Origin of the sequence: Paenibacillus sp. J2TS4, assembly GCF_018403245.1 — a bacterium.
Classification (GTDB): Bacteria; Bacillota; Bacilli; order Paenibacillales; family NBRC-103111; genus Paenibacillus_L.
Genome location: NZ_BOSH01000010.1, coordinates 111,448 through 132,869, shown reverse-complemented (window position 1 = coordinate 132,869; position 21,422 = coordinate 111,448). Strand labels below are relative to the sequence as shown.

Sequence of the window (21,422 nt, the reverse complement as noted above, 5' to 3'; positions counted from 1 at the left end):
TTCATCGCTCCTTTTGTTATGAATTTAAGCTTGAGATCCGATCCATTCGTATAGCTCTCTCATAGGTCTTAGCAGGTTTTGCTTCATCATGGCCGCGGCCTCTTCCGGATCCTTTCTCTCCAGCGCATCAATAATCGCGGCATGCTCTTGCACAGAGGCGAGGGTGGAGAGGTCGGGCTGCTTTAAAAACACATATTTAAAGCGGCGGATATGAATTTGAAGATGGGAACTAAAGGAAGAAATATAGGGATTGTCCGATAATTCAACCAGGAAGTTATGGAACTGCTCATCCTCCTCCATAGCTTGATAAGGCTGTCCGTTTTCTATCGCTTTGGCAAATTGTTGATTGAATGCTTTCAACTGTTCAAGATGCTCCGGCAATATATGACGGGAAGCCTGCTCGGTGGCCAAAGAATGCAGAGAAGCGAGTGTCGGATACATCTTCAGAAGATCATCCTGCCGGACGGTCGTTATTCTTGTATCTTTCCCAGGATGCATCTCTACGAGTCCTTGAACCTCGAGCAGCTGCAGAGCTTCTCTTATCGGGGTTCGGCTTACCCCGAGCGCTTCGGCCAATTCTGAATCGATCAATTTCTCCCCGGGCAGCAGAGTCCCGTCAATAATCCATCTTTGGATTTGAGCCAGCGCCCGTTCTTTGGCAGACATCCGGGTCGGAGTTGAAAAATTGCTTGGAATGGGCATAAATGATCTCTCCTTCAATATTTAATATGCAATATATCGCATATTTGTGTTGTAATCAAGCTTTTTACCAAAAAAAGTGAACGGATCAGAATGGAAATGGGGAAAGAAACGGAAGCGAACGGAGCCCATTGTTTAGTTGCAACTGCTTTAATCATCAGACTTCAGAGAAAGGAGAAGGTTGTTTTGCGAAAATACGTTCGGTAAAATGGGGGTAAAGAAGTCCAATGGAATGGAAGGAGTTGAACTCAATTGTATTTGCGAAGTTTGGAAATTGTGAGAAGAGAGGACATGGACCTGAATCAATATCCTTTTTCCATCCCGGCTGTGAAGGAAATGACGACCCTTACGTTTCAAAATCGGGTTACTTTTTTTGTTGGAGAAAACGGGTCGGGGAAATCAACCATTCTGGAGGCCATCGCCTATCAATGCGGTTTTCATACCGCTGGAGGGGGTAAAAATAACTTCTACGATGTGGATGCCTCCCACTCCGCTTTAGGGGAGCATATGCGGCTTTCCTGGCTGCCCAAAATAACGAACGGTTTTTTTCTGAGGGCGGAGACGTTCTATCATTTTGCCTCCCATCTGGACACCATGCCGGAGAGTCTGCGATATTACGGAGGAAAATCACTGCATGAACAATCGCATGGAGAATCGTTTCTTTCGCTTTTTAATCATCGTTTTGGGAAAAAGGCGATTTATTTATTGGATGAGCCGGAGGCAGCCCTTTCGCCTACACGGCAGTTAGCTTTACTGAGGATTATTAAAGATCTGGAAAAAGAAGCCCAATTCATCATAGCGACCCATTCTCCCATTCTGCTTGGTTATCCGGACGCGCAAATTCTGAACTTTGATGCCCGGCCGGTAGGAGAAATCCGTTATGAGGATACGCTGCATTATATTGTCACCAGACGTTTTTTGGAGAACAAGGATGCGGTATTGAAAGAGTTATTCATCGATTAAAATTTTTATGAGTGGAGCTTATAACCCAACTTTTCGCAGAGCGAAAATCAGCTTGAAACCTTGCTGTGATTTTCGCCTGGGAGAAGGGTAGCGTCTAACTGTATTTTATGTAGGTAAATTGAAGCGAATGAGTCAAATGGTCTAGACTAGATGGAAAAACTGCATTTAAAATGGAGGTTTTTTCCCGTTATCCCTTTTTTGGCCCAAAACAGATGGAGGTTTTCCATTTAGTTTTCGTTTTTGACCTCAAACGAAGCAAACTAGCTGCATGAAATCCATTTATATTAACGAACAGCCGCAAGTCATTATGCACCTGCGGTTCAACTATCGTCAACAGACGTTGGAAAAAGAAATGAAGGCCATCGTCCGTCTGATTTCGCCGCCTCAAGCCGGCGGGGCAAATTAATGTTTTGTATGACTCCAAATTAGATAAGGTATACTCAACCGAATAAGCCGCTTCGACTTTAAGCGCCAGAACCTGCTTCCGGCGCTTTGTTGTTGGGGGGACCAGTACAAATTACTGCAGGCTTTCGGTGAAAATTTGGAAGGTAACGCCGTATTTGTCCGTTACACTCCCGTAAGCAGGGCTGAAAAAGGTTTGCTGCAATGGCACGTTCACTTGGCCGCCTTGCTGCAGGGCTTCGAATATTTTCTCCGCTTTCTCCTTATCGTTAGTGGAGATACAGATGGTCACTTGCTTCCCGCTTGGAACAGGCTGCCCCGGGAAAGTATCCGATAACATAAGATCGGTCTCGCCGACTTTTAACAGGGCGTAGCCTATACGATCTCTGGCTTCGGCCGGCAGTGGGAATTCCGGATTTTCCGGCATCTCTCCGAAAGAATTGCTCATGACGAGTTGGGCATCCAAGGCTTGTTGGTAGAATTGGATAGCTTCTCTTGCATTTCCGTCCATCACCAGATAAGGGGACAATCTTAAAGACATTACTGATCAGCTCCTTGGCTATAATGAATTTCTTTCCTGCTATGTTTCCCGCTGTACAAAATGGTTTTGGGTCCAGCCTCCGGTTGTGAAACTATCAAATTAAGGATCCCACCTCCCATTATTGCCGATAATTCGATTATAAAACAGGAACATATGTTTTGTAAATGCTAGAAATTTCCGTTTATTTTTTCGGAAATGAACGGGCATCCGTTTTCCCGGACGTTCGAAGATAGCCCTAATGCTCCCTATAATTTCATATCTTTTTCGCATGATGCTATAATGAAGAAATACATTTTGGATCGGTGGAATGGATGGTTATGGACATGAACGGACGAGAAAATTTATGGGTTCGCGAGAAACGGGAACTGGGAATTTCCCTGAATGAAGTGCAAGAGAAGGTGGTATTTCAGACAGAAGGACCTCTGCTTCTGTTAGCCTCGCCCGGATCGGGGAAGACGACCACTATTGTTATGCGAATCGGCCATTTGGTGGAGCAGAAGGGAGTGAATCCTTCACGGATCAAGGCGGTCACGTTCAGCCGGGCGGCAGCGAACGACATGAAGGAGCGGTACAAGAGCTTCTTCCCTGAGCATCCTCCTGTCGATTTCTCGACGATTCACAGCTTCGCCTTTGAGGTGGTGCGGGATTATTTTCGCCGAGCGGGAACTCCCTATCTCATTATAGAGGGCGGTCTCGATTCAGAGGAGGGAGCCCTCGGGCCTGATCAGCTTCCGCTGCACAAGAAGGTGATCCTGCGAAAGCTGTTCCATTCGATGACGAACGAACCTATCACCGATGATCAAATGGACGAGTTGACTACCTATATCAGCTTCGTTAAAAACAAGATGATCCCTTCAGACAAGTGGTCACAGGTTAAGACGGAGGTTCCGAAAGCCGAGCAGATCCTGCGCGAATATGAGCAGTTTAAGAAATCGGGGCATAGGAAACGGCTGATCGATTATGACGATATGCTGACGATAGCGAATGAGGTTTTGGAAGGGGACAAGAAACTCCTTTGCACCTACCAGCAGAGATATGATTACGTCATTACGGACGAGAGCCAGGATACTTCCAGAGTCCAGCATGCCATTATCGAGAAGCTGGTTCGGGAGCATGCCAATTTATGTGTCGTTGCTGACGATGACCAGTCTATTTATAGCTGGAGGGGGGCGGAGCCGTCCTATTTGCTCGACTTCAAGCAGGTTTACCCGCAGGCCGTCACTTTGTTTATGGAGCAGAACTATCGTTCCACCCCGGAGATTGTCCAGGTGGCCAATCAATTTATTAAGCGAAATCGCCAGCGATACGATAAAAATATGTTTACCGTCAATCCCCCGCATGAGCCTATCCGGATCAGGAATTTTGCCAAGTACACTCATCAAACGAAATATTTGGTGAAAGAAATCCAGCAGCTCGAAAACCTTGCGGAAGTGGCGATTTTGTATCGCAATCATTCCTCTTCGGTATCTTTAATGAATGAGTTTGACCGAGCGGGTGTCCCCTTTTATATGAAGGATGCGGATAATCGCTTTTTCTCGCATTGGGTGGTCGAAGATATTTTGAACTTCATGAGGATGACCTTTACCGATAAGCGTCCCGATATTTTGGAGAAAATCCATCTGAAATTTAACGGTTACATTAGCAAGCAGCAGATGGCGGCCGTTAAAGCCATCCATAATAACGAATCGGTCTTCGATAATTTGCTGAATCACGTCCCCTTGCAGGAATATCAGATCCAGCCGTTGACGGCCAGCAAAGAAACCTTCATGCAGATGAGGGGGATGCCGCCGCTTCACGCCATCCGTGTTATTCGGGACCGACTGGGGTACGAGAAGGCTATCGAAAAAATGTGCGAGCGATTGGGCTTTCGCAAGGAATATTTGATCGGTATTCTGAACACTCTCGAGGAAATTGCGGATACATTGGAGACGATGGAGGAATTTGCAAATCGGCTCAAGCATCTGGAAGCGGTTCTCAAGACGGCCAAATCGAGAAAGAATCACAACGCAGTGACATTCTCGACTCTACATAGTGCCAAAGGTTTGGAATTTGAGAAGGTCTACATGATAGACCTGATTGACGGCATTATTCCGTCCGCGGATGATGTGAAGGGCAGTTCGAAGGACGGTTCCAGGAGGACCCCCTTAATGGAGGAGGCGGCTCGCCTGTTCTATGTCGGGATGACCCGGGCGAAGCGGCATTTGGAGCTGCTTCTGTATCGGGAAAGGGACGGGGAACAGACGGCAGAATCCGAATTCGTTACCGAAATTCGGAACATCATGAATCCGCCCAAGCCAATTTCGCAGGTGGAGAACGAAAGGCGCGGGAGTGAAGGGCAAAAGGGGAAGAGGGGAAGCCAGGTCAAATCGTTCCATCCTATCGATCCCCATGCAATTAGGATTAAAAGTGAACTGAAGGTAGGCCAAATCGTTAAGCACCGGGTCTTCGGGCGTGCCGAGGTCGTTCAGCTCCATGAAGACAGCCTGGCCATCCGTGTCGGGGAAGAGATCAAGAAGCTTTCCTTGCAAATTTGTTTGGACAAAGGGCTTCTGTCGAGGAAGGAGCAGGACGAAGAGTGAAAGATAAAGCATCTTCATCGAATTAAGGAAGCAAGCAGTTCGCCGCTTGGAACCACAGAGGAGACAATTTTGATCCAGCCGTTCGTGTTCGTGACTTTCATTTATCGTCGCCCCCGATAGCGTAAAAACTCCGGGGGATCGACGACAAATTGATTTTTAGAGAAAACGGAGGAAGTTGGTGGAAATTCAGGGAAATCTGAAAATATAACTCTTTCATTATAAGAGTAAGAGACCGGCAGGAGAATTGAAGCTCGATGTAGAAAAACAAGGTATCTACAACAATAATGAAATTCTCTGAAAATGGAAAGGAATCTATCCAATGTGGGAACAAATCGATGATTTAAAGCGTCAGATTGATGCGAAGCGACCGCTGCATCCTGAGCTAATGAAAACAATCGCTCAAAAATTTCGTGAAGAGTGGACGTATCATTCTAATGCTATTGAGGGCAATACGTTTTCGTATCAGGAAACCGCTTTTTTTCTCCGAGAGGGACTTACCGTTAAGGGGAAAACGTTGCGTGAACATCTTGAAATTGTAAACCACGCCGAAGCAATCGATTACCTGCAGGAAGCTATCCACGGCAGACAGCTCACCGAAAGATTAATAAAGGATTTTCATGCCATTCTTTTTCAGGGCGTACGAAACCTTGATTTTCATCCTGGCGAGTACAAAAAGAAGGACAACCATGTCCTAACCATTTCGGGGAAAATCCATCATTACACACCATATCTTCAGGTTCAGCAGGAAATCGAGAGTTTGATACGCTGGTATCGAGAAGAGGAGTCCAAGAAACATCCGGTAGAACTTGCAGCCTTGTTTCACCATAGATTCGTTGCTATTCATCCCTTTTCGGATGGCAATGGGCGGGTTGGGCGATTAGTCATGAACTTCATCTTGATGCAAAATGGTTTTCCTCCGGCGATCATTCGAAATGAGAACCGGCAAGAATATTATACTGCGCTGGAGCAGGCTGACCAAGGCAACCCCAGGCCTTTTATCCAAATCATCGCAAACGAAGTCTTTCGTGCGTTACAATTGATGGCATCGGCCTAGCGTTTTCGGGGCTAACGGAATTAAAAAACCGATAGCCCCGCTCCTTTTTATGACTGTCCTTTTTTCGGCAACCTAATATCGAACGTTGTTCCTTGCGAAGGCCCGCTCTCGACCGTAATGGTGCCATCATGGGCTTGAATCAGCTTGTAGACAATGGCCATTCCGAGTCCGGTGCCCTCCGAAGAGGAATCCGTGGTGGTGCCTCGGTAATATTGTTGAAACAGATGTTCCACCATATGAGCCGGCATGCCTACTCCATTGTCCATGAGGCGGATAGCTGCAAATTCCCCTTTGTCCACAAGCTCTACGTAGATATCCGTATGTTCAGGATTGTGGATTATGGAGTTCATTAAAATATTTTGCAGGATGCGCTGCATGTATTTCGAATCAAAATCAACGTGAATGGCAGGCGTATCCGTTTGAAAATGCAGAGGATAATTGCTTGCTTGCGGATTATTGCCGATATCGGCAACCACCCTCTTGGTAAATTCGACTATATCCTGATTCGTCTTCTGTAATGGCAACGCGCCGTCAGCCCGATTAAGCTGTATGACGAGGCTTAAATCCTGGATCAATTCTTCCATATGTTTTCCTTTGTCATCAATTTCCTGGACGAAAGAAATCGCCTCTTCCTTCGACCACTCATATTGACCATTCAATAAAAGGGTGGAATAGCCTTTGATATAGGTCAAAGGTGTTTTCAAATCATGGGAGATCCCCGCAATCCAATCCTGTTTGGCTTGTTCAATTTTGTTTCTCTCCACTTCGTTCGCTTGCAGCGTGACACCCAAGGATTGAAGATGCTGGAGCACTTCCTGATACAGGCGGTACCGCATGCGAAGCTTCCCTTGGCGGGTATATATTTTGGACAAATCGGGAGGCTGCTTGTAGTTGTCCTGCGAGAGCTGACGAATCCAGGCCATGATAAATCCGATCGGGCCGCCAAAATACCATCCAAACAGGCCGATGCAAAGCAGCGAGCTGACCCCGAAGATCCATCCTACGAGTAAAGCTTCATTATCAGGAGCGACATGAATATCGAGCATGGGAAGAAGGCCTTCCAACAACATGATAAGGATGGCACCCGTCCCAAGCATCCAAAGAATAAGTCCTAATGCCAAATGAAGAGTGAATCGAGTTTTTATTCGCATTGTAACGCCTCGTTCGGGGGGATGAATTTATAGCCGATTCCCCGCAAATTCAAGATGATTTTTGGCTTGCGGGTATCATCGCCGAGTTTTTTGCGCAGCTTGGAGATATGGATCGTGACCGTTTTCTCTTCCCCGAACACCTCATTTCCCCATACCAATTCATAAAGCTGGGCTGTCGTGAAAATATGATTGGGGTGCTTGCAAAAGAAATGCAGCAGCTCCAACTCCTTAGCTGTGCATTCTACAGGTTGATTCTTCACGGTTAACGTTGCGGATTCGGGATGGAAAGTAAAGTATCCATAATCGTACACCGTGTTTTGTTGATGTGTGTTTTCCATCATCCTTTGCCGGCGAAGAATCGCTTTGATTCGGGCAATGACCTCCAATGGATTAAAAGGCTTCGTTATATAATCATCTCCGCCGATTCCTAACCCCGTTAATTTGTCGAAGTCAGTGGAGCGCGCGCTAATAAAAATAATGGGCGCATTCGTATTTTTCCTCATCTCCGTACATAATTCAAAACCGCTTATATCCGGCAGCATGATATCGAGCAAAATAATATCATAAGCTTTTTCTTTGATGTGTTGCAGCGCACTTTTGCCCGTCGATGCGGTGTCTATGTCGGTGAAATTTTCTTTCTTTAATGTAATTTCCAATAATTTTGATATTCCGACTTCATCGTCTACGACTAATATTTTTGCCGATTCCATTCGAATCTTCCCTCATTTCAAATCTAACCTATCTATATATGTGGCACTAAAGAAAGCTCTCATTCCGTTCCGAAGGAAAGTGCCTCCGAAGCTTCAAACATCTTGTTTTGTATTCCTTCTATTTGGATGGGCCTTCGGATGGTAGGAATACAAAGCCAAAACTCGCCCTGGAAGCATCTTTCTTTCTCCACTTCATGAGCTTTGAATTCTTTATTGCCGAGTATATATTTTTCCAATTAAAAATATTACGAGTATTTTCCGCAGCGTTTACTTTGATTTTACTTTCATTCCTTAAGCTTAGTGTAGCACATCAATATGAATTCGGGAGGAAATCAGAGTGGAAGCTGTCATTGAAATCAATCAAGTAAGCAAGACCTTCAAAGGCACGGAAACGATATCGAATGTCAATATGAGCATCAGCAGGGGGGAGATCTATGGATTTTTAGGCCCGAATGGGGCTGGTAAAACAACCATCATGAAAATGATTTTAAATCTGGTCAAACCATCTTCCGGTGTAATTAAAGTTTTTAATCAGCCGATTCTGCCAACATCTTATCAATACTTAAAAAAGATAGGCAGCATCATTGAATATCCTGTGTTTTATGACCGGCTAACGGCGGAGCAAAATTTGGAGTTTCATTGTAAATACGTTGGCTATGGCGATAAGACAGCGATCAGGGAAACGCTTGGAATCGTAGGTCTTCACGGAGTAGGGAACAAGAAAATCAATGAATTTTCATTAGGAATGAAGCAGCGGTTAGGGATTGCGCGGGCGATTGTTACGAAACCGGAAATCCTCATTCTGGATGAACCTATCAATGGATTGGATCCTATCGGGATTAAGGACATCCGCGATCTTCTTTTGCTTTTGAAAGAGAAATACGGGACTACTATATTAATTTCGAGCCATATCGTGTCGGAAATCGAATCTGTCGCCGATACCATTGGCATTATTCATCATGGGAAATTATTAAAGGAAGTAAAGATGGAGGCCATCCGAAAGCAAAATACCGGTTCGTTAGAAGAGTACTTCATCAATCTAATTCATGGAGGCAATCTATATGCTTAAACTTATTCAACTTGAGTGGGAAAAAAGTAACGTATCCAGTTATTTTAAAGGATTAGCCCTTTGCATTGCCGCGATTTTCGCTGCCGTCGCTTTAATGGCGTGGGGCTCTCACGGTGAAAGCAGCCACATGTTTCTGGATTATGCCGCATTCATGTCTTTAACAAATATTTTGATTCGCATCGTGTATATCATTTTCTCAAGCGTTATCTTATCGCGTTTAGTTATTGAGGAATACAAGAACAACATGATTCAAGTGCTGTTTACTTACCCGCTGCAGCGGAAAAAAATTATTCAAGCCAAACTATCCATTGTCTTTGGATTCTGTTTCTTCAGCATCCTCTTAACGACGTTGATCATTAATCTGTTATCCTACTTCTTGAATCCGATAATAGGTTTATTTGAAGCACCGGTTCGTATAGATGAAATGGCGGCCGCCATTCCAGCAACGTTGATAAACGCAGTGATGGTAGCTGGAATCAGCTTGATTCCTTTATCCTTTGGCATGAGAAAAAAATCCACGGCTTCCACCATTACTTCGGCTGTCATCATTGGATTTGTCATTAATGCAACGGTTTCGGATGGGGGAAGCTCGACCAGCTTGTTCCAATTCATAGCCATCCCGATTGTACTCTGTCTGTTGGGCCTAATCATCGGGTATCTTTCTTTTTACAAAGTGCACAAAGTCGATGTGCGTTAATATTTTCACCAGAAAATGAAGGGAGGATAAACGTTTTGCAAAAAATCATATTCGTTACGATGGTCCTGACTATGGTTGGCGGGCTAGCTGTTGGCTGCCAAGGACCGGGGAAGCAGAACTTTGAAAGTAAAGCTTCCTATGAGGCAAACCTCATTGAAGAAATAGAAATTAACAATGATTCCTGGGATATGGAGTTCAAAAATTCGGAATCCCGGCAAATAACTATCGTTTGTAAAGGGAAACAGCAAGACAAGAAGAGCGACCCCGTAACCATTACTCATGACGGGAATAAAATTGTCGTTACCCAGCAAGACGAGGGCGGCATGGATGGGTTCAGTTTTGGCAAGAAAGGTACGATCTATATATCCATTCCCGACAATGAAGTCGATATGATTAAGCTGAACAACGGGGCGGGTGACATTAAGATGAAGGATGTAGCGGCCCATCACATTGTCATTTCCAACGATTCAGGTACTGAAATCCTGGAAGGACTGTCGGCAGACAAGGGTGAATTTACATCCAACGACGGAGAACTCACCTTGAAGAACAGTTCGCTTAACGAGTTAAAAGTAACCTCCATTAGCGGTGGCAGCTATATAAGCGGTGTGACTAGTCCGGAGATCGAAATCACTTCGATAAATGGTGAAGTATCCATTAAAGAGATACAAGAAGGAAAGTCATTACGCGTTGAAACAAAATCAGGGGATATCTCAGTGTCTTATAAAGCAGCTCCCGGTTCTTTATCGGTTAGAGCTAATAGTGATTCATCCGATATAAGCATAGATTTAGACGGGTTTAGGGAACATCAGAGTACGGAAAAATCTGTTGAAGGCGCAATTGGGGGTGCAGCAAATCAATTGGAGCTCCTCAGCCAAAATGGAACAATATCGGTAAAATAATCATGACAACCCCAAGACGTTTATCCAAATCATCGCAAATGAAGTCTTTCGTGCGTTACAATTGATGGCATCGGTCTAGCGTTTCGCGACTCGAGTTCTATTTTTGGTTCCGACTATATGAGGGTTTAAAAAACGAATAAGAATACATTTGCAACATTCCTATAAGGATTTGAAACATACAAGGCTGCAAATAAAAATTCGCTCTAGAGAGTCGAAAAGCAGTTCGGCACTCTTTTCATTTCGAGGAAGAAATAGAGGGAACGTTCCCGTCTAGCACCGGAAACGTCCCCTGCCGCTTCATTATTAGAAAAAAAGAGCCCTAGTCATTCATGATTTTTGACACTCATTCTTTTTATAATGTAAAAGATCGCTATTAAGTCGAATAACAAGCTAAAGTAATTCCCGGTTATCAATCGTTGGAAAAAGTCATATCTAACTTGATTTTCAACAATATCAAACATTAAAAAGCCAATACTGAAACTGGATGTAGCTAGAGAAATAATAAAGTACCATAAATAGTTCATATAGGTTACGCGACGGTTAACAAAATGTACAATGAGTAAATACGCAGCGAAAATAACAGGGATCAATCGGATTGACTTTATTATCCATGAAAGAGAGGGTTCTGGTTGTATCAGATAAAACAGCAAATTTGAGAACAAGATGGCTATGCATTCCAACGAGATAACAATTGGAATTATTCTTTTTATCACAGGTCCGAACAAGTCCTCCTTATACGCTTGGTACCTCCAATATTATCCTTAATTACATGGAAATGTCTAACATCCACTATGGAGTGATCACTTAGTATCCTATTATTTAAGAGGAAGAACCGAAATATGGAAGGGCGATAAATGGTTTTGGTCGTATATTTGGGAGGGGCCGAGCTGCTTGTCCAAATTTTTATCCAGCCATAGGTTGACATTTACAACCATATAAATTATGGTCTTATCAAATTTAGATTATGGCTTCATCGGCCTATGAATCTCTTCTATCGCCTAGCTAGCCATAAATATCACTAGCTATACATAATTGTGTCCACGAAAGGATGGGTAATGTGAATTCGCTAGAAAAATATGATGTCCAAATGCGCCCGAATGAACAGTTCGATGGCGCGATACGCTGGTATTCGCCTTTAGAGCGGCCTTTTCAAGTTTCAGGCTTGGCCTGGTTTGCGCAGGAAAGAAAATATCGCCGCTTGCCGACTTCGCCGACCAAAGCTATTCCTAAAGCGGTCGATCACATGGCCAATCACCCTGCAGGAGGGCAGATCCGCTTCCAATCCAACTCCTCCTCCTTGTCGGTCAGGGTGAAGCTGAGAGACAAAGCCAACATGACCCATATGCCGGCAACCGGGCAATGCGGTATCGATTGTTATGTGAGCGCTCCCGACACTTTCGCTCCCTTGAAATATGTCAATACCACCAAGTATGATGCCACTCTCACGGAGTATGAGAGCGCCTTGTATACCGATTGGGAACCGGCGATGCGTAATCTCGTCCTTAACCTGCCCCTGTATCAAGGGGTGGAAGAGGTATGGATCGGTTTGGATGAGAACTCGACGGTCATTGCTCCTCCTGGCTACGCTTCCGGGAAAAAAGTGATTATCTACGGAACCTCGGTCACTCAAGGAGGGTGCGCCTCTCGTCCTGGCATGGCCTATCCCAACATCCTGAGCCGCAGGATTCCATTGGAATTTATTAACCTTGGTTTCTCGGGTAACGGCAAGGGGGAACCGGAGGTGGCCGAGGTCATATCGCAGATTGACGAACCGGCATGTCTTGTCGTTGATTATGAAGGCAATTGCGTAAGCACCGAGCTTTTTCGCGAAACCCTGCCGGAATTTATTCGAATCTATAGAGAAGCTCATCCGCTCACTCCAATTCTGGTTGTGTCGCGAATCCGTTACGCTCGTGAAGAGCTGACCCCCCATTTATATCAAATGAGGACAGAACGCAAACAATTCGAGCAGGCCCTTGTTAACGAGCTGCGGGAGCAAGGCGACTTGAATATTTATTTCTTCGACGGTTCCAAGTCACTGGGGGGCGAAGATTTCTTCGAATGTACGGTAGACGGTTCGCACCCAACGGATCTTGGTTTTCTGCGGATGGCAGACGCATTTGAACCGGTATTGAAAACACTGCTCTTATAATATTTTTAATGTCACAATCAAGCCGCGATATTTTGTATCCGGCTTGTTTTTGTTTGGGCTTATTGAGATATCTGTCTTTTTGCAGGTTCTGACTTTATATCACTTCTCCCCGGTTGCGAAAATCTCCGGGCGTTATCCCCGTCCATTGTTTGAAACGGCGGATGAAACTGGATACGTTATCGAAGCCGGTTTGTTCGGCAATCGATTTAACGGGAAGCGTACTTGATAGGAGCAGCTGTTTTGCTTTATCGATCCGGAGCTGCGTCGCAAAGTCAAGAACAGTCTGTCCGGTTCGGTCCTTAAAAAAATGGCTGAGATTCGGAGGCGCCATCTTGAAATAGTCCGCCATCTCCTGAACCGAGAAATTCCGATTCGCATAGTTCTGCTTGACATACAGCATCATTCGCATGTCCAAATCCAGGTTATCCTCTCCCGCCAGACGGTCAAGATGAACTGAGATATCTCGGCAAATCTGCTTCACGAGGGAAGTGAATTCCTCTACGGTCTCGTATTTTTCCAACAGAAAGACATCCGGATATTCATGAATGCCCGACGGCAGTCCTTGGGAAGAAATCTCACCCATAGTCTGAATCACCACATTGATTAGATCGAAGCACAAACCGCGGGCAATGAAGAGCGGCATGTTGTTCTCCTTCAAATATTGCTGCAGCTGCTGAAGCAGCTTCTCGATTTTGTTCAAATTGCCCTGCTTGATCGCGCTCCTTAATTCCGCAATTTCTTGGTGGGGATAAGCTTCCAGGGTTTGCTGATCGATGATTATGTCTTTGGAGAAAATGACCTGTTCCTTCCCTTTGATAAACCGGTAATCGATCGCCGTGGCCGCTTCGAAGTAGGATTTGGGCACTTCGCGCCAATCCGCGACGGCACTGCCCACCCCAATGGTAATGCCTTGTTGCAGCAGATTCCGGACATATTGATGAAAGACTGACAGCTCATCGGATGGATCGGCTCCCTCATCCGCATCGCAGGCCAGCACCATCACCCATTTGTTCTCATCAAGATGATCCCGTCCATACCCTTCATAGCTTTTGGGCAGCCCTTGACCCAGCGATTTCAGCAAAAGCCGCCTTTCTTCGGAAGGAACGGAAGCTGATTCTCCGTGAAAGTGTAAAATGGCCACCCGGATTTTTGGTTTCGTAAAGACAATCCCCCATTCCCTTCCGGCTTCGTTGAAAGCCTCCGCATCCGGATTCCGCCCTTTAAGCAGCTGATCCAGCAAATAATCTTCAGCTGCTTCACGGCTGCTTTCCACCTTGACGTTGAGCGCGCGGTTCTGAGTAAATAGCGAATCGATGGTCAGGCGGACCGTATCCAGCTCATTCATCGGTTCCGCATGCTTCCAAATACTCTCGGTATACCGTTTTAATTGGCTGAGAGGCTTGTAATTCATATTCATGCTTCCGTAAATCACCATTGCGCCCAGCGTTAGAATGGCGATGATCCCGAGCACAAACCAGGTTTGCACTGTCGTAACCTTGGCCAACACCTGGCTGACCGGCAAAGTGGATACGTAGGTCCAGCCGCTTTCCTTCGATTTCACGGAGAGAGAATAATAAGTTTCGCCGTTCCATTTTATAGTCTGTGTAAACGGTTCGAAGTCGTTCGGCAGCCCCGCCGCAACCTGTTCCGGCAGACCGGATCCGCTAGAATCCAAACTGGTAATCACTTCGTTGTTTTGATTGAGGATGAAGGTGTTTCCGTCATAGCTCTTGAACTCATCCTCCAGAATTCGATGAACCGCCTCTTCTTTCACGATAAAAATGACTGCAGCGTATGGGGTTGAGGAACTCGGCAATATCGGATAAAGGAACGTAATGAATTTTCCTTCGTCCTGAAGCATTTCGGCCGGCCGAATCAGCGGTTCCGTCAACCGGTTCAAATCGTGATAAATCTCTTCCTTGCTCCAATTGGGATAAGGATAAATATGATCGGACAGCATGGACAGAGTGTACACACTGCGATTGGAATACAGCCGGTCTTCCCCGCGGAAATAAACCATCATTTCATGAATAAAGTGGTTCGTCGTCGTATATTTTTGCAGCTCGTTCATGATTTTCCAGGCTTTCAGCGGATCCTGGTTCAATTGGTAAAACGGTTTCAAATTGCTGTTGACATACATTAACTGCGTACTTGTATTCTGAAGCTGCAGCACCTGCTGATCCAGAACATATTTCACCCGGTTAAGATTGTTCAGATTATTGATGACTACGATCTCATGCTTCAAAGTATCGATCAAAAAATTCTGTACAAATACTCCCATCGTTACCAATGGGAGCAGCAGAACAATTACATAAGAAAACAAATATTTGAGAAAGAATTGGAACTTCTTCCCAAGAAACAACAGCGACCACCCTTTCTCCATATCCAATTCCGGTGTGAACGGAGGGGTTATAAGCAGATAGCGATTTTATTGGAGAAAGAAGAAAGCCCGACCGCAGCAAAAGGGAGTCCTCCGGCCTCCCTTAAGCGCTAAACTCATTTTCTTGCTTGGAAGCGATCGTAAGCAGCCTGTTGGATTTGAACCGCTTCTTCAATCCCCATCTTCTTCAGCGTTGAGATAAAACCGTCGAATTTCTCAAGCGGCTCGACTCCCATGATGAACTTTATGAACATTTCATCGAAGTAGGTATTGACTTCACTCATAATTTGAGAGTATTGCTGACTTTCCTCGGCTGTCAAGGTCAAATTCGGCAGCAGCAGCGATTTGTCCGATTGATACCAGATCTCATTCGCCTCTTTAGCTTCATCCGCCGTCAAACTGAGCTGAGCCCACGCTTCACGATCCATTATTTTGGTGAAACCGTATATGGGAATCGCATACCGGAGCATGTAATCGACAGAAGTTAATCCTTCGCTATTATTCAGCACTTGATCCGTATACTTTTTGTTGCCGTTGTCCACCTGGTACGACTCGCCTTCGACGCCCCAGTTCAACAGATCGGAGCCTTCCTGCCCGTACATAAAGTCAAGGAACTTCACCGAATGCTCCGGGTTCTTGTTCTGTGAAGTGATGAAAGCGCCTTCCCCGCTAACGTAACGAATCAACCCGTCATTGTTGCTGTACGGCTTCCCGCCGGGACCGATCGGATCCGGAGCGGCGACGAGTTTGAAATCCGGATTTTCACCTTTCATCAGGTTGTTGAACTTGTCAAACCAGGACATATATCCGGTCATGGCGCCGTATTGGTTGTTCGTAAACTTGGCATCGAATGCCTTGCCGTCCAGTGAGGCGAATTCCGGCTCAATCAACCCTTCTTCGAACCATTGGTGCATCGTTTCCATATAGGCTTTGAAAGCCGGTTGTAGTGGACCATATTCTATTTTTTGGGAATTCGGGTCGAGATATAAGCCTGTTCGTACCCCCCAAGCCGCGGCGAAGTTTCGGATGGACTCCATTCCTTTTTGTTCGCCGAGCGGGATTTCATCCGCTTCGCCATTGCCGTTAAGGTCCTTCTCCTTAAACGCTTTCAGAACCGCATACCACTCGTCGATGGTAGTCGGGACCCCCATACCGACCTGATCAAGCCAGTCCTTCCGAATCTGGAAACCGGTATAAGCGTTACGCTGCAAATCGAGCTCTATTTTTGGAAGTAGGGCGATCGTTCCGTCATCCAGCATAATCTGCTTTTTCAATTCCGGATTACTGTCAAGCAGTGCTTTGAAATTCGGAGCATGGCTGTCGATCAAATCATTCAATTTGACGGCCACTTCATCCTGAAGCAGCTTGCTTAAGCCGCCCGGATAGCCGTCGGTACCCCAGTAGATCATGTCCGGATAGCTGCCGGATGCGAGCATGATGTTGAATTGCTGCGACGTATCGCCGGCCGATGGCTCTTGCCAGCTCACATTCGTATTGGTTTTCTTTTCAATTTCCTGGAAGGCGGCAATGTCCTTGTAGCTCTTCAGGTACTTGTTGTTGATCGGCCGCACGTAAAAGGTGAGCGACACCGGTTTGTCATCTGCTGCACCGTTACCTTCCACCCCTTGACCGCTTCCTGCCGGTTCGTCTGCTTTGCCCCCGCAGCCTGCCAGAACAGTGAAACTCAATGCGACGGCTAACAAACTTGTCGTCGGCTTCTTCCATTTTCTCATGTTTGAACCCCTCTCTGTCCTAATTTTAAAAATATATTTTGAAAGCCGTCCTTAGTTGGTATACGGCTCCAAAACCACGCCCGGGTCATCCCTTCAATGCCCCAATCATTACACCTTTCGTAAAATGCCGCTGAATTAGCGGATACAACAGGAGAATCGGGACGGTCGCCACCAGAATCGTCGCATACTTGATAATGAGCGAGAGCGCGAAATCGTCGCCGGCTCCGGCATCTTCCGTCATCTCAGTCGTACTGTTGACGATCAGAATCTCGCGAAGGACGAGCTGCAGCGGGAACAGCTCTCGATCCTTGAGGAAAATCAGGGCGTTGGCCCAAGCGTTCCAGTGTCCGACTCCGTAAAACAGGACCATGACCGACAGCAGCGGAATGGATAGCGGAAGGATGATCCGGAATAAAACGGTCCAATCGCCGGCTCCGTCTATCCGCGCGGATTCTTCAAGCTCATAAGGGATGGACATAAAGGATGTCCGCATAATGATCAAATTCCAGGTGGAAATAAGCCCGGGGATAATCAATGCCCAGCGTGTGTCCAGCATCCCCAAATTTTTGACCAGTATGTACTCCGGGATCAGGCCGCCTCCGAAGAACATCGTAAACACTACGAGCATCATCATCAAGTTCTTTAAATGAACACCTCGGCGAGACAATACATAGGCGAACATCGCCGTCATCAACACGTTGAACACCGTTCCGACGGCCACATAGAACAACGTGTTCCGATATCCGATCCCAATCATCGGATTTTTCAGGACCATCTCATAAGCTTTAAGCGTAAAACCGTAGGGCTTCCACAGAATGCCGGTGTGCTTCACAAGCTGCTGCGGCTCGCTGACGGAAGCGAAGATGACGTAAACAAAAGGGTACAGCGTGGCCAGCATCAATGCGAATAAAAGGATGAAGTTGCACGTATCGAAAATAAGATCCCCTAAACTTTTCTTACTCGTCATAGAAGTACCCCTCTTCTTTACCATAAACTCGTCTCGTTGAATTTGCGGCTGATTCGGTTGGCCAGAACAAGCATCATGAAATTGATCACGGAGTTGAACATGCCGACGGCAGTGCTGTAGCTGTAATTCGCTTCGAGAATTCCTTTTCGGTACACAAAGCTGGAGATGACATCTGCCGTTTCGTAGGTCATCGGGTTATACAGCAGAATAATCTTCTCGAATCCGACGTTCATAATTCCGCCAATATTCAGAATGAGCATAATGACGATGGTCGGTTTGATGCCGGGCAGCGTGACATGAAGCACCTGCTTCCAGCGATTGGCTCCATCGATCGTCGCGGCATCGTACAGCTGCGGGTCAATGGCAGACAGGGCAGCAAGATAAATAATCGATCCCCAGCCAATTCCCTGCCAGATGCCCGAACCGACGAAGATCGTTCGGAAATAATCCGGATTGAGCAGTAGATTGGACCGCTCTCCTCCGAACGCTTCGACAATCGAGCTGATCAGCCCGCTTTTACTGGTAAAATCAACGATCATCCCGCAAATCACCACCGTTGAGATGAAATGCGGAAGATATGTAACCGTTTGCACGGAACGTTTGAAAAAGGTGCTCTTCACCTCATTTAACAGCAAAGCCAGAATGATCGGCGCGGGAAAGGCGAATATAAGTTCGTATGCATTGATGAGCAGCGTATTCTTCAGGATGCGCCAAAAGTAATGGCTGTTGAAGAACAGTTCGAAATGAGTGAATCCCACCCACGGACTGCCTATAATGCCTTTGGCCGGCGTGAAGTTTTTGAAGGCGATGGTCAATCCGTACATAGGAACATATTTAAACAGAATGTAGTACGCAAGACCAGCCAGCGACATTAAATAGATCGTTTTATTGCGGACCAAATCTTTCTTGAGGAATCGGGCGTATTTCATCATGCGCAGCGGCAGGCCCGGTTTGAAATCGGTTGCAGCTTCAGTGTGGGGCGGCATGCAGGGCTCCCTCCTTTCGTTGTCGTATTAGCACAATAACAGGTTTTCAAGCGATTATTCAATGTTCAATTTTTATATGCAATTTTTATGAAGCCAGAACCAGTCAGGGCCAGGTACGCGCCACTTCTGTTTTTGCCTGATCTCATAACGAAAGAGCAATCGTTGTCCGCCGGGACACGTCCAAGCACCCGTTTTCAATCGTATAGGAAAATTTTCCAAAAACTATTGACAAATATAACTACATGCTGTAGGTTTTAATTGACCTACAATACGTAGATCAAATAAAGGAGGGTGGTCATGACCAAGTGGCAGAGAATATCGGAAGCCGAGAAGCAGATCATGGAGATTGTATGGTCCCATGAAGGCCCGATAACGACGGCAGAAATTATTGAAGAACTTCCCGAAGGCAAAGCATGGAAGCAAAATACGGTCATTACTTTTTTGGCTCGTTTGATGGAAAAAGGAATTATTACTGCAAAACGGATAGGAAAGGCCAATCATTATGAGGCTTGCTTGACAGAGCAGGAATACCGGAATTTTGAAACGAGACAATTTATCAACGATGTTCATCATGGATCGGTATCTGGTCTGATCAGTGCGTTATGTGAAAATGGAGATTTGAAAAAGGAAGATATAGAGGAATTAATGAAACGATTGAAAGAGTAGGTGTGGGTGATGAAGGACTTTTATTATACCTTGCTTTTGATGTCTGTCGTAGCGGCGGCATTATATCTGATTCTAAGGCTGCTGAGCAGGTTTACGCAAAGCTATTTTTCGGCGACATGGCACTATTACTCTCATGTATTTCTGTACACTTTATTCTTCATCCCTTATTTTAAGCTGGTTTCTTTTTTTTACTTGAATATTCCGGAGAGCGTTCAGAACAAGCTTCGTTCTTTTACTGCTTCCATTCAAAATGGATTTGGAGAACCGTCACAACTAATAATCATTTCAGATGGAAATCGTTTGATAACGACGGATCAACTAAGTCGTGAGTCAAGCGACGCTGTTTTAAGCTTATTGAATGTCATCCCTTATTTTTTAGCGGCAGGGACCCTTATTTTTTTGGCTGTTACCCTAATCCAGAATATGAAAATCGATAGCCGGATATTTTCGTTATGCGAGCAAACGGACGATCCCGATCTTCTGAGGGAACTTTCCGCCAGCAAGCAAAAGCTGGGCATGACGAAAGAAATTCCGGTGTACTTATCCCCCTACGCCAGCTCACCGTTTCTGTACGGGATGTTTAAGCCGCGAATTGTATTGCCAGCGGTCATCGATTTTACGGCAGAGGAGTACCGCCAAGTGTTCCTCCATGAGCTCACCCACTATAAACGGCGTGATGTCTGGGTAAAATGCCTCTTTATAGCAATTAATGCGCTCCATTGGTTCAATCCCTTGGCGTATATGGCAAGGCGGGACGCCGATCGATACTGTGAACTGTCCTGCGACGAACGGATTGTTCAATCGATGAATTCTGCAGAAAGGAGGCGATATTGTGAGTTACTATTGAATGTCCTATGGAATGTTGCGGATCAAAAGGCCAAATTATATTCCGCTTTTAGCGATAAACGGAGCTATCTTGAAAGGAGAATAAGTATGATATTGAAAAACGAGGGTGCAAAAAGAAAAAAACCGGTTCGTATGCTCGCTGTAACCATGACTTTGACTTTGGCATTGGTTGGAACCGGGGCTGTCTACGCGGGAAGTGAGGGCCGTATTGATTCCCTCACTGGGTTTAACCTGAATAATTCTTCAGGTGATGGGGCTATTACCAGCAAGGATCAAGCAGATGTTTCTTTTGGTGCAGAACTGAATGAACTTAACAGAGTGAATGTTCAGAATGAAAAAGGGGATGGGGCTGTAACCGCAAGTGAGAATGGATCGGCTAACATTGGCTTTTCTTCTTCCAGCGAGATAAAGATGGTGAATATAGCGGAAAGCAGTGGAGACGGGGCAGTTACGCTTTCCAAAGGTTCTTCCGAAGCTCGGTTTATTAAAAACCTTCCGGAAAATGCTTTAAACAACTCGACGAATCCCGAAGTTTCCAAGTCGAGCGTAACAAAAGCACTAAGTAATTCTGCACAACAATTCAGAGGGAATTTAAACCAAGATAGTGGATACACAAATAAGAAGCAGACGATTCACGAAGGAGCAAGTGTAACCATTACGGCCACTTTGGATCGCCCCCAAGATTTTCATGCAGGAGTTTATTCTCATACTACTGGTAAAGCGTACTACGAAACTCTTTCCAATGATTCCGAGACCGTCACCTTCGATATTCTGGCAACGGGTGAATATTCGATCTATGTAGGTAATCCGTCTGTTGGAGATGTTAATTGGAGTGTAAGCTACGAAGTCAATTAAATCCTTCCCTTCCTTAAGCGGTTCTTTATGAGTCAGGAAGCAGATTCGCTAAAGAATCCATAGTTTCTGAATT

At 45.6% G+C, this 21,422-nt stretch carries 17 protein-coding genes and 1 pseudogene; 10 read left to right on the top strand and 8 right to left on the bottom strand.

The window, feature by feature from the left end:
• Window positions 1–24: 24 nt before the first annotated feature.
• Entirely contained in the window at window positions 25–702 is a 678-nt protein-coding gene (locus KJS69_RS20175; protein ID WP_213585601.1) for a GntR family transcriptional regulator, read from the bottom strand.
• 249 nt (window positions 703–951) lie between these two features.
• Here KJS69_RS20175 and KJS69_RS20170 point away from each other — a divergent pair, with 249 nt between their 5' ends.
• Window positions 952–1,662, top strand: a complete 711-nt coding sequence (locus KJS69_RS20170; protein ID WP_213585600.1) for an AAA family ATPase — start codon at window positions 952–954, stop codon at window positions 1,660–1,662.
• Between the two features lie 268 nt (window positions 1,663–1,930).
• Complete coding sequence (locus tag KJS69_RS20165) at window positions 1,931–2,068, top strand: hypothetical protein (RefSeq protein WP_213585599.1); 138 nt, start codon at window positions 1,931–1,933, stop codon at window positions 2,066–2,068.
• Between the two features lie 111 nt (window positions 2,069–2,179).
• On the opposite strand, the gene KJS69_RS20160 is transcribed toward KJS69_RS20165, so the two are convergent.
• Entirely contained in the window at window positions 2,180–2,605 is a 426-nt protein-coding gene (locus KJS69_RS20160; RefSeq protein ID WP_213585598.1) for a VOC family protein, read from the bottom strand.
• 323 nt (window positions 2,606–2,928) lie between these two features.
• On the opposite strand from KJS69_RS20160, the gene KJS69_RS20155 reads away from it, so the two are divergent.
• Both KJS69_RS20155 and KJS69_RS20150 read left to right on the top strand, forming a co-directional pair.
• Window positions 2,929–5,184, top strand: a complete 2,256-nt coding sequence (locus KJS69_RS20155) for an ATP-dependent helicase (protein WP_213585597.1) — start codon at window positions 2,929–2,931, stop codon at window positions 5,182–5,184.
• A gap of 319 nt (window positions 5,185–5,503) precedes the next feature.
• Window positions 5,504–6,238: a Fic family protein gene (locus KJS69_RS20150; RefSeq protein ID WP_213585596.1), complete on the top strand. Its 735-nt coding sequence runs from the start codon at window positions 5,504–5,506 to the stop codon at window positions 6,236–6,238.
• Window positions 6,239–6,285: 47 nt separating this feature from the next.
• Here the strand turns inward: KJS69_RS20150 and KJS69_RS20145 are convergent, their stop codons facing one another.
• Window positions 6,286–7,389, bottom strand: coding sequence for a sensor histidine kinase (locus KJS69_RS20145; protein WP_213585595.1), 1,104 nt, complete (start codon window positions 7,387–7,389; stop codon window positions 6,286–6,288).
• Entirely contained in the window at window positions 7,380–8,099 is a 720-nt protein-coding gene (locus tag KJS69_RS20140) for a response regulator transcription factor (protein ID WP_213585594.1), read from the bottom strand. The genes KJS69_RS20145 and KJS69_RS20140 overlap by 10 nt, the downstream gene beginning before the upstream one ends.
• Window positions 8,100–8,436: 337 nt before the next feature.
• On the opposite strand from KJS69_RS20140, the pseudogene KJS69_RS20135 reads away from it, so the two are divergent.
• The 4 genes and pseudogenes from KJS69_RS20135 to KJS69_RS20120 form a co-directional block, all read left to right on the top strand.
• Window positions 8,437–9,123, top strand: a pseudogene (locus tag KJS69_RS20135) (ABC transporter ATP-binding protein); the annotation flags it as partial.
• Window positions 9,124–9,160: 37 nt separating this feature from the next.
• Window positions 9,161–9,865 (top strand): ABC transporter permease, encoded by a 705-nt coding sequence (locus tag KJS69_RS20130; RefSeq protein WP_213585592.1) that lies wholly within the window; start codon window positions 9,161–9,163, stop codon window positions 9,863–9,865.
• 35 nt (window positions 9,866–9,900) lie between these two features.
• On the top strand, window positions 9,901–10,764 hold the full coding sequence (locus KJS69_RS20125) for a DUF4097 family beta strand repeat-containing protein (RefSeq protein ID WP_213585591.1): 864 nt from the start codon (window positions 9,901–9,903) through the stop codon (window positions 10,762–10,764).
• A 1,048-nt stretch (window positions 10,765–11,812) separates the two neighbouring features.
• Window positions 11,813–12,916: an SGNH/GDSL hydrolase family protein gene (locus tag KJS69_RS20120; RefSeq protein ID WP_374706682.1), complete on the top strand. Its 1,104-nt coding sequence runs from the start codon at window positions 11,813–11,815 to the stop codon at window positions 12,914–12,916.
• 94 nt (window positions 12,917–13,010) lie between these two features.
• Here KJS69_RS20120 and KJS69_RS20115 read toward each other — a convergent pair whose 3' ends face one another.
• From KJS69_RS20115 to KJS69_RS20100, 4 genes are all read right to left on the bottom strand, one after another.
• Complete coding sequence (locus KJS69_RS20115) at window positions 13,011–15,278, bottom strand: helix-turn-helix domain-containing protein (protein ID WP_213585590.1); 2,268 nt, start codon at window positions 15,276–15,278, stop codon at window positions 13,011–13,013.
• Window positions 15,279–15,412: 134 nt separating this feature from the next.
• Entirely contained in the window at window positions 15,413–17,029 is a 1,617-nt protein-coding gene (locus KJS69_RS20110) for an extracellular solute-binding protein (protein ID WP_213585589.1), read from the bottom strand.
• A gap of 85 nt (window positions 17,030–17,114) precedes the next feature.
• Window positions 17,115–17,996, bottom strand: coding sequence for a carbohydrate ABC transporter permease (locus KJS69_RS20105; protein ID WP_213585588.1), 882 nt, complete (start codon window positions 17,994–17,996; stop codon window positions 17,115–17,117).
• 17 nt (window positions 17,997–18,013) lie between these two features.
• Window positions 18,014–18,928: an ABC transporter permease gene (locus KJS69_RS20100; RefSeq protein WP_249730636.1), complete on the bottom strand. Its 915-nt coding sequence runs from the start codon at window positions 18,926–18,928 to the stop codon at window positions 18,014–18,016.
• A gap of 351 nt (window positions 18,929–19,279) precedes the next feature.
• On the opposite strand from KJS69_RS20100, the gene KJS69_RS20095 reads away from it, so the two are divergent.
• Window positions 19,280–19,648: a BlaI/MecI/CopY family transcriptional regulator gene (locus KJS69_RS20095; protein WP_213585586.1), complete on the top strand. Its 369-nt coding sequence runs from the start codon at window positions 19,280–19,282 to the stop codon at window positions 19,646–19,648.
• Between the two features lie 9 nt (window positions 19,649–19,657).
• Window positions 19,658–21,349 (top strand): M56 family metallopeptidase, encoded by a 1,692-nt coding sequence (locus KJS69_RS20090; protein ID WP_249730635.1) that lies wholly within the window; start codon window positions 19,658–19,660, stop codon window positions 21,347–21,349.
• The last annotated feature ends 73 nt before the right edge of the window (window positions 21,350–21,422 follow it).

Coding starts and splice junctions, on each gene's coding strand:
- KJS69_RS20155 (WP_213585597.1), top strand. CDS start 2,929: ATGAACGGACGAGAAAATTTATGGGTTCGCGAGAAACGGGAACTGGGA.
- KJS69_RS20150 (WP_213585596.1), top strand. CDS start 5,504: ATGTGGGAACAAATCGATGATTTAAAGCGTCAGATTGATGCGAAGCGA.
- KJS69_RS20175 (WP_213585601.1), bottom strand. CDS start 702: ATGCCCATTCCAAGCAATTTTTCAACTCCGACCCGGATGTCTGCCAAA.
- KJS69_RS20105 (WP_213585588.1), bottom strand. CDS start 17,996: ATGACGAGTAAGAAAAGTTTAGGGGATCTTATTTTCGATACGTGCAAC.
- KJS69_RS20165 (WP_213585599.1), top strand. CDS start 1,931: ATGAAATCCATTTATATTAACGAACAGCCGCAAGTCATTATGCACCTG.
- KJS69_RS20140 (WP_213585594.1), bottom strand. CDS start 8,099: ATGGAATCGGCAAAAATATTAGTCGTAGACGATGAAGTCGGAATATCA.
- KJS69_RS20145 (WP_213585595.1), bottom strand. CDS start 7,389: ATGCGAATAAAAACTCGATTCACTCTTCATTTGGCATTAGGACTTATT.
- KJS69_RS20090 (WP_249730635.1), top strand. CDS start 19,658: ATGAAGGACTTTTATTATACCTTGCTTTTGATGTCTGTCGTAGCGGCG.
- KJS69_RS20120 (WP_374706682.1), top strand. CDS start 11,813: ATGGGTAATGTGAATTCGCTAGAAAAATATGATGTCCAAATGCGCCCG.
- KJS69_RS20100 (WP_249730636.1), bottom strand. CDS start 18,928: ATGATGAAATACGCCCGATTCCTCAAGAAAGATTTGGTCCGCAATAAA.
- KJS69_RS20130 (WP_213585592.1), top strand. CDS start 9,161: ATGCTTAAACTTATTCAACTTGAGTGGGAAAAAAGTAACGTATCCAGT.
- KJS69_RS20095 (WP_213585586.1), top strand. CDS start 19,280: ATGACCAAGTGGCAGAGAATATCGGAAGCCGAGAAGCAGATCATGGAG.
- KJS69_RS20110 (WP_213585589.1), bottom strand. CDS start 17,029: ATGAGAAAATGGAAGAAGCCGACGACAAGTTTGTTAGCCGTCGCATTG.
- KJS69_RS20160 (WP_213585598.1), bottom strand. CDS start 2,605: ATGTCTTTAAGATTGTCCCCTTATCTGGTGATGGACGGAAATGCAAGA.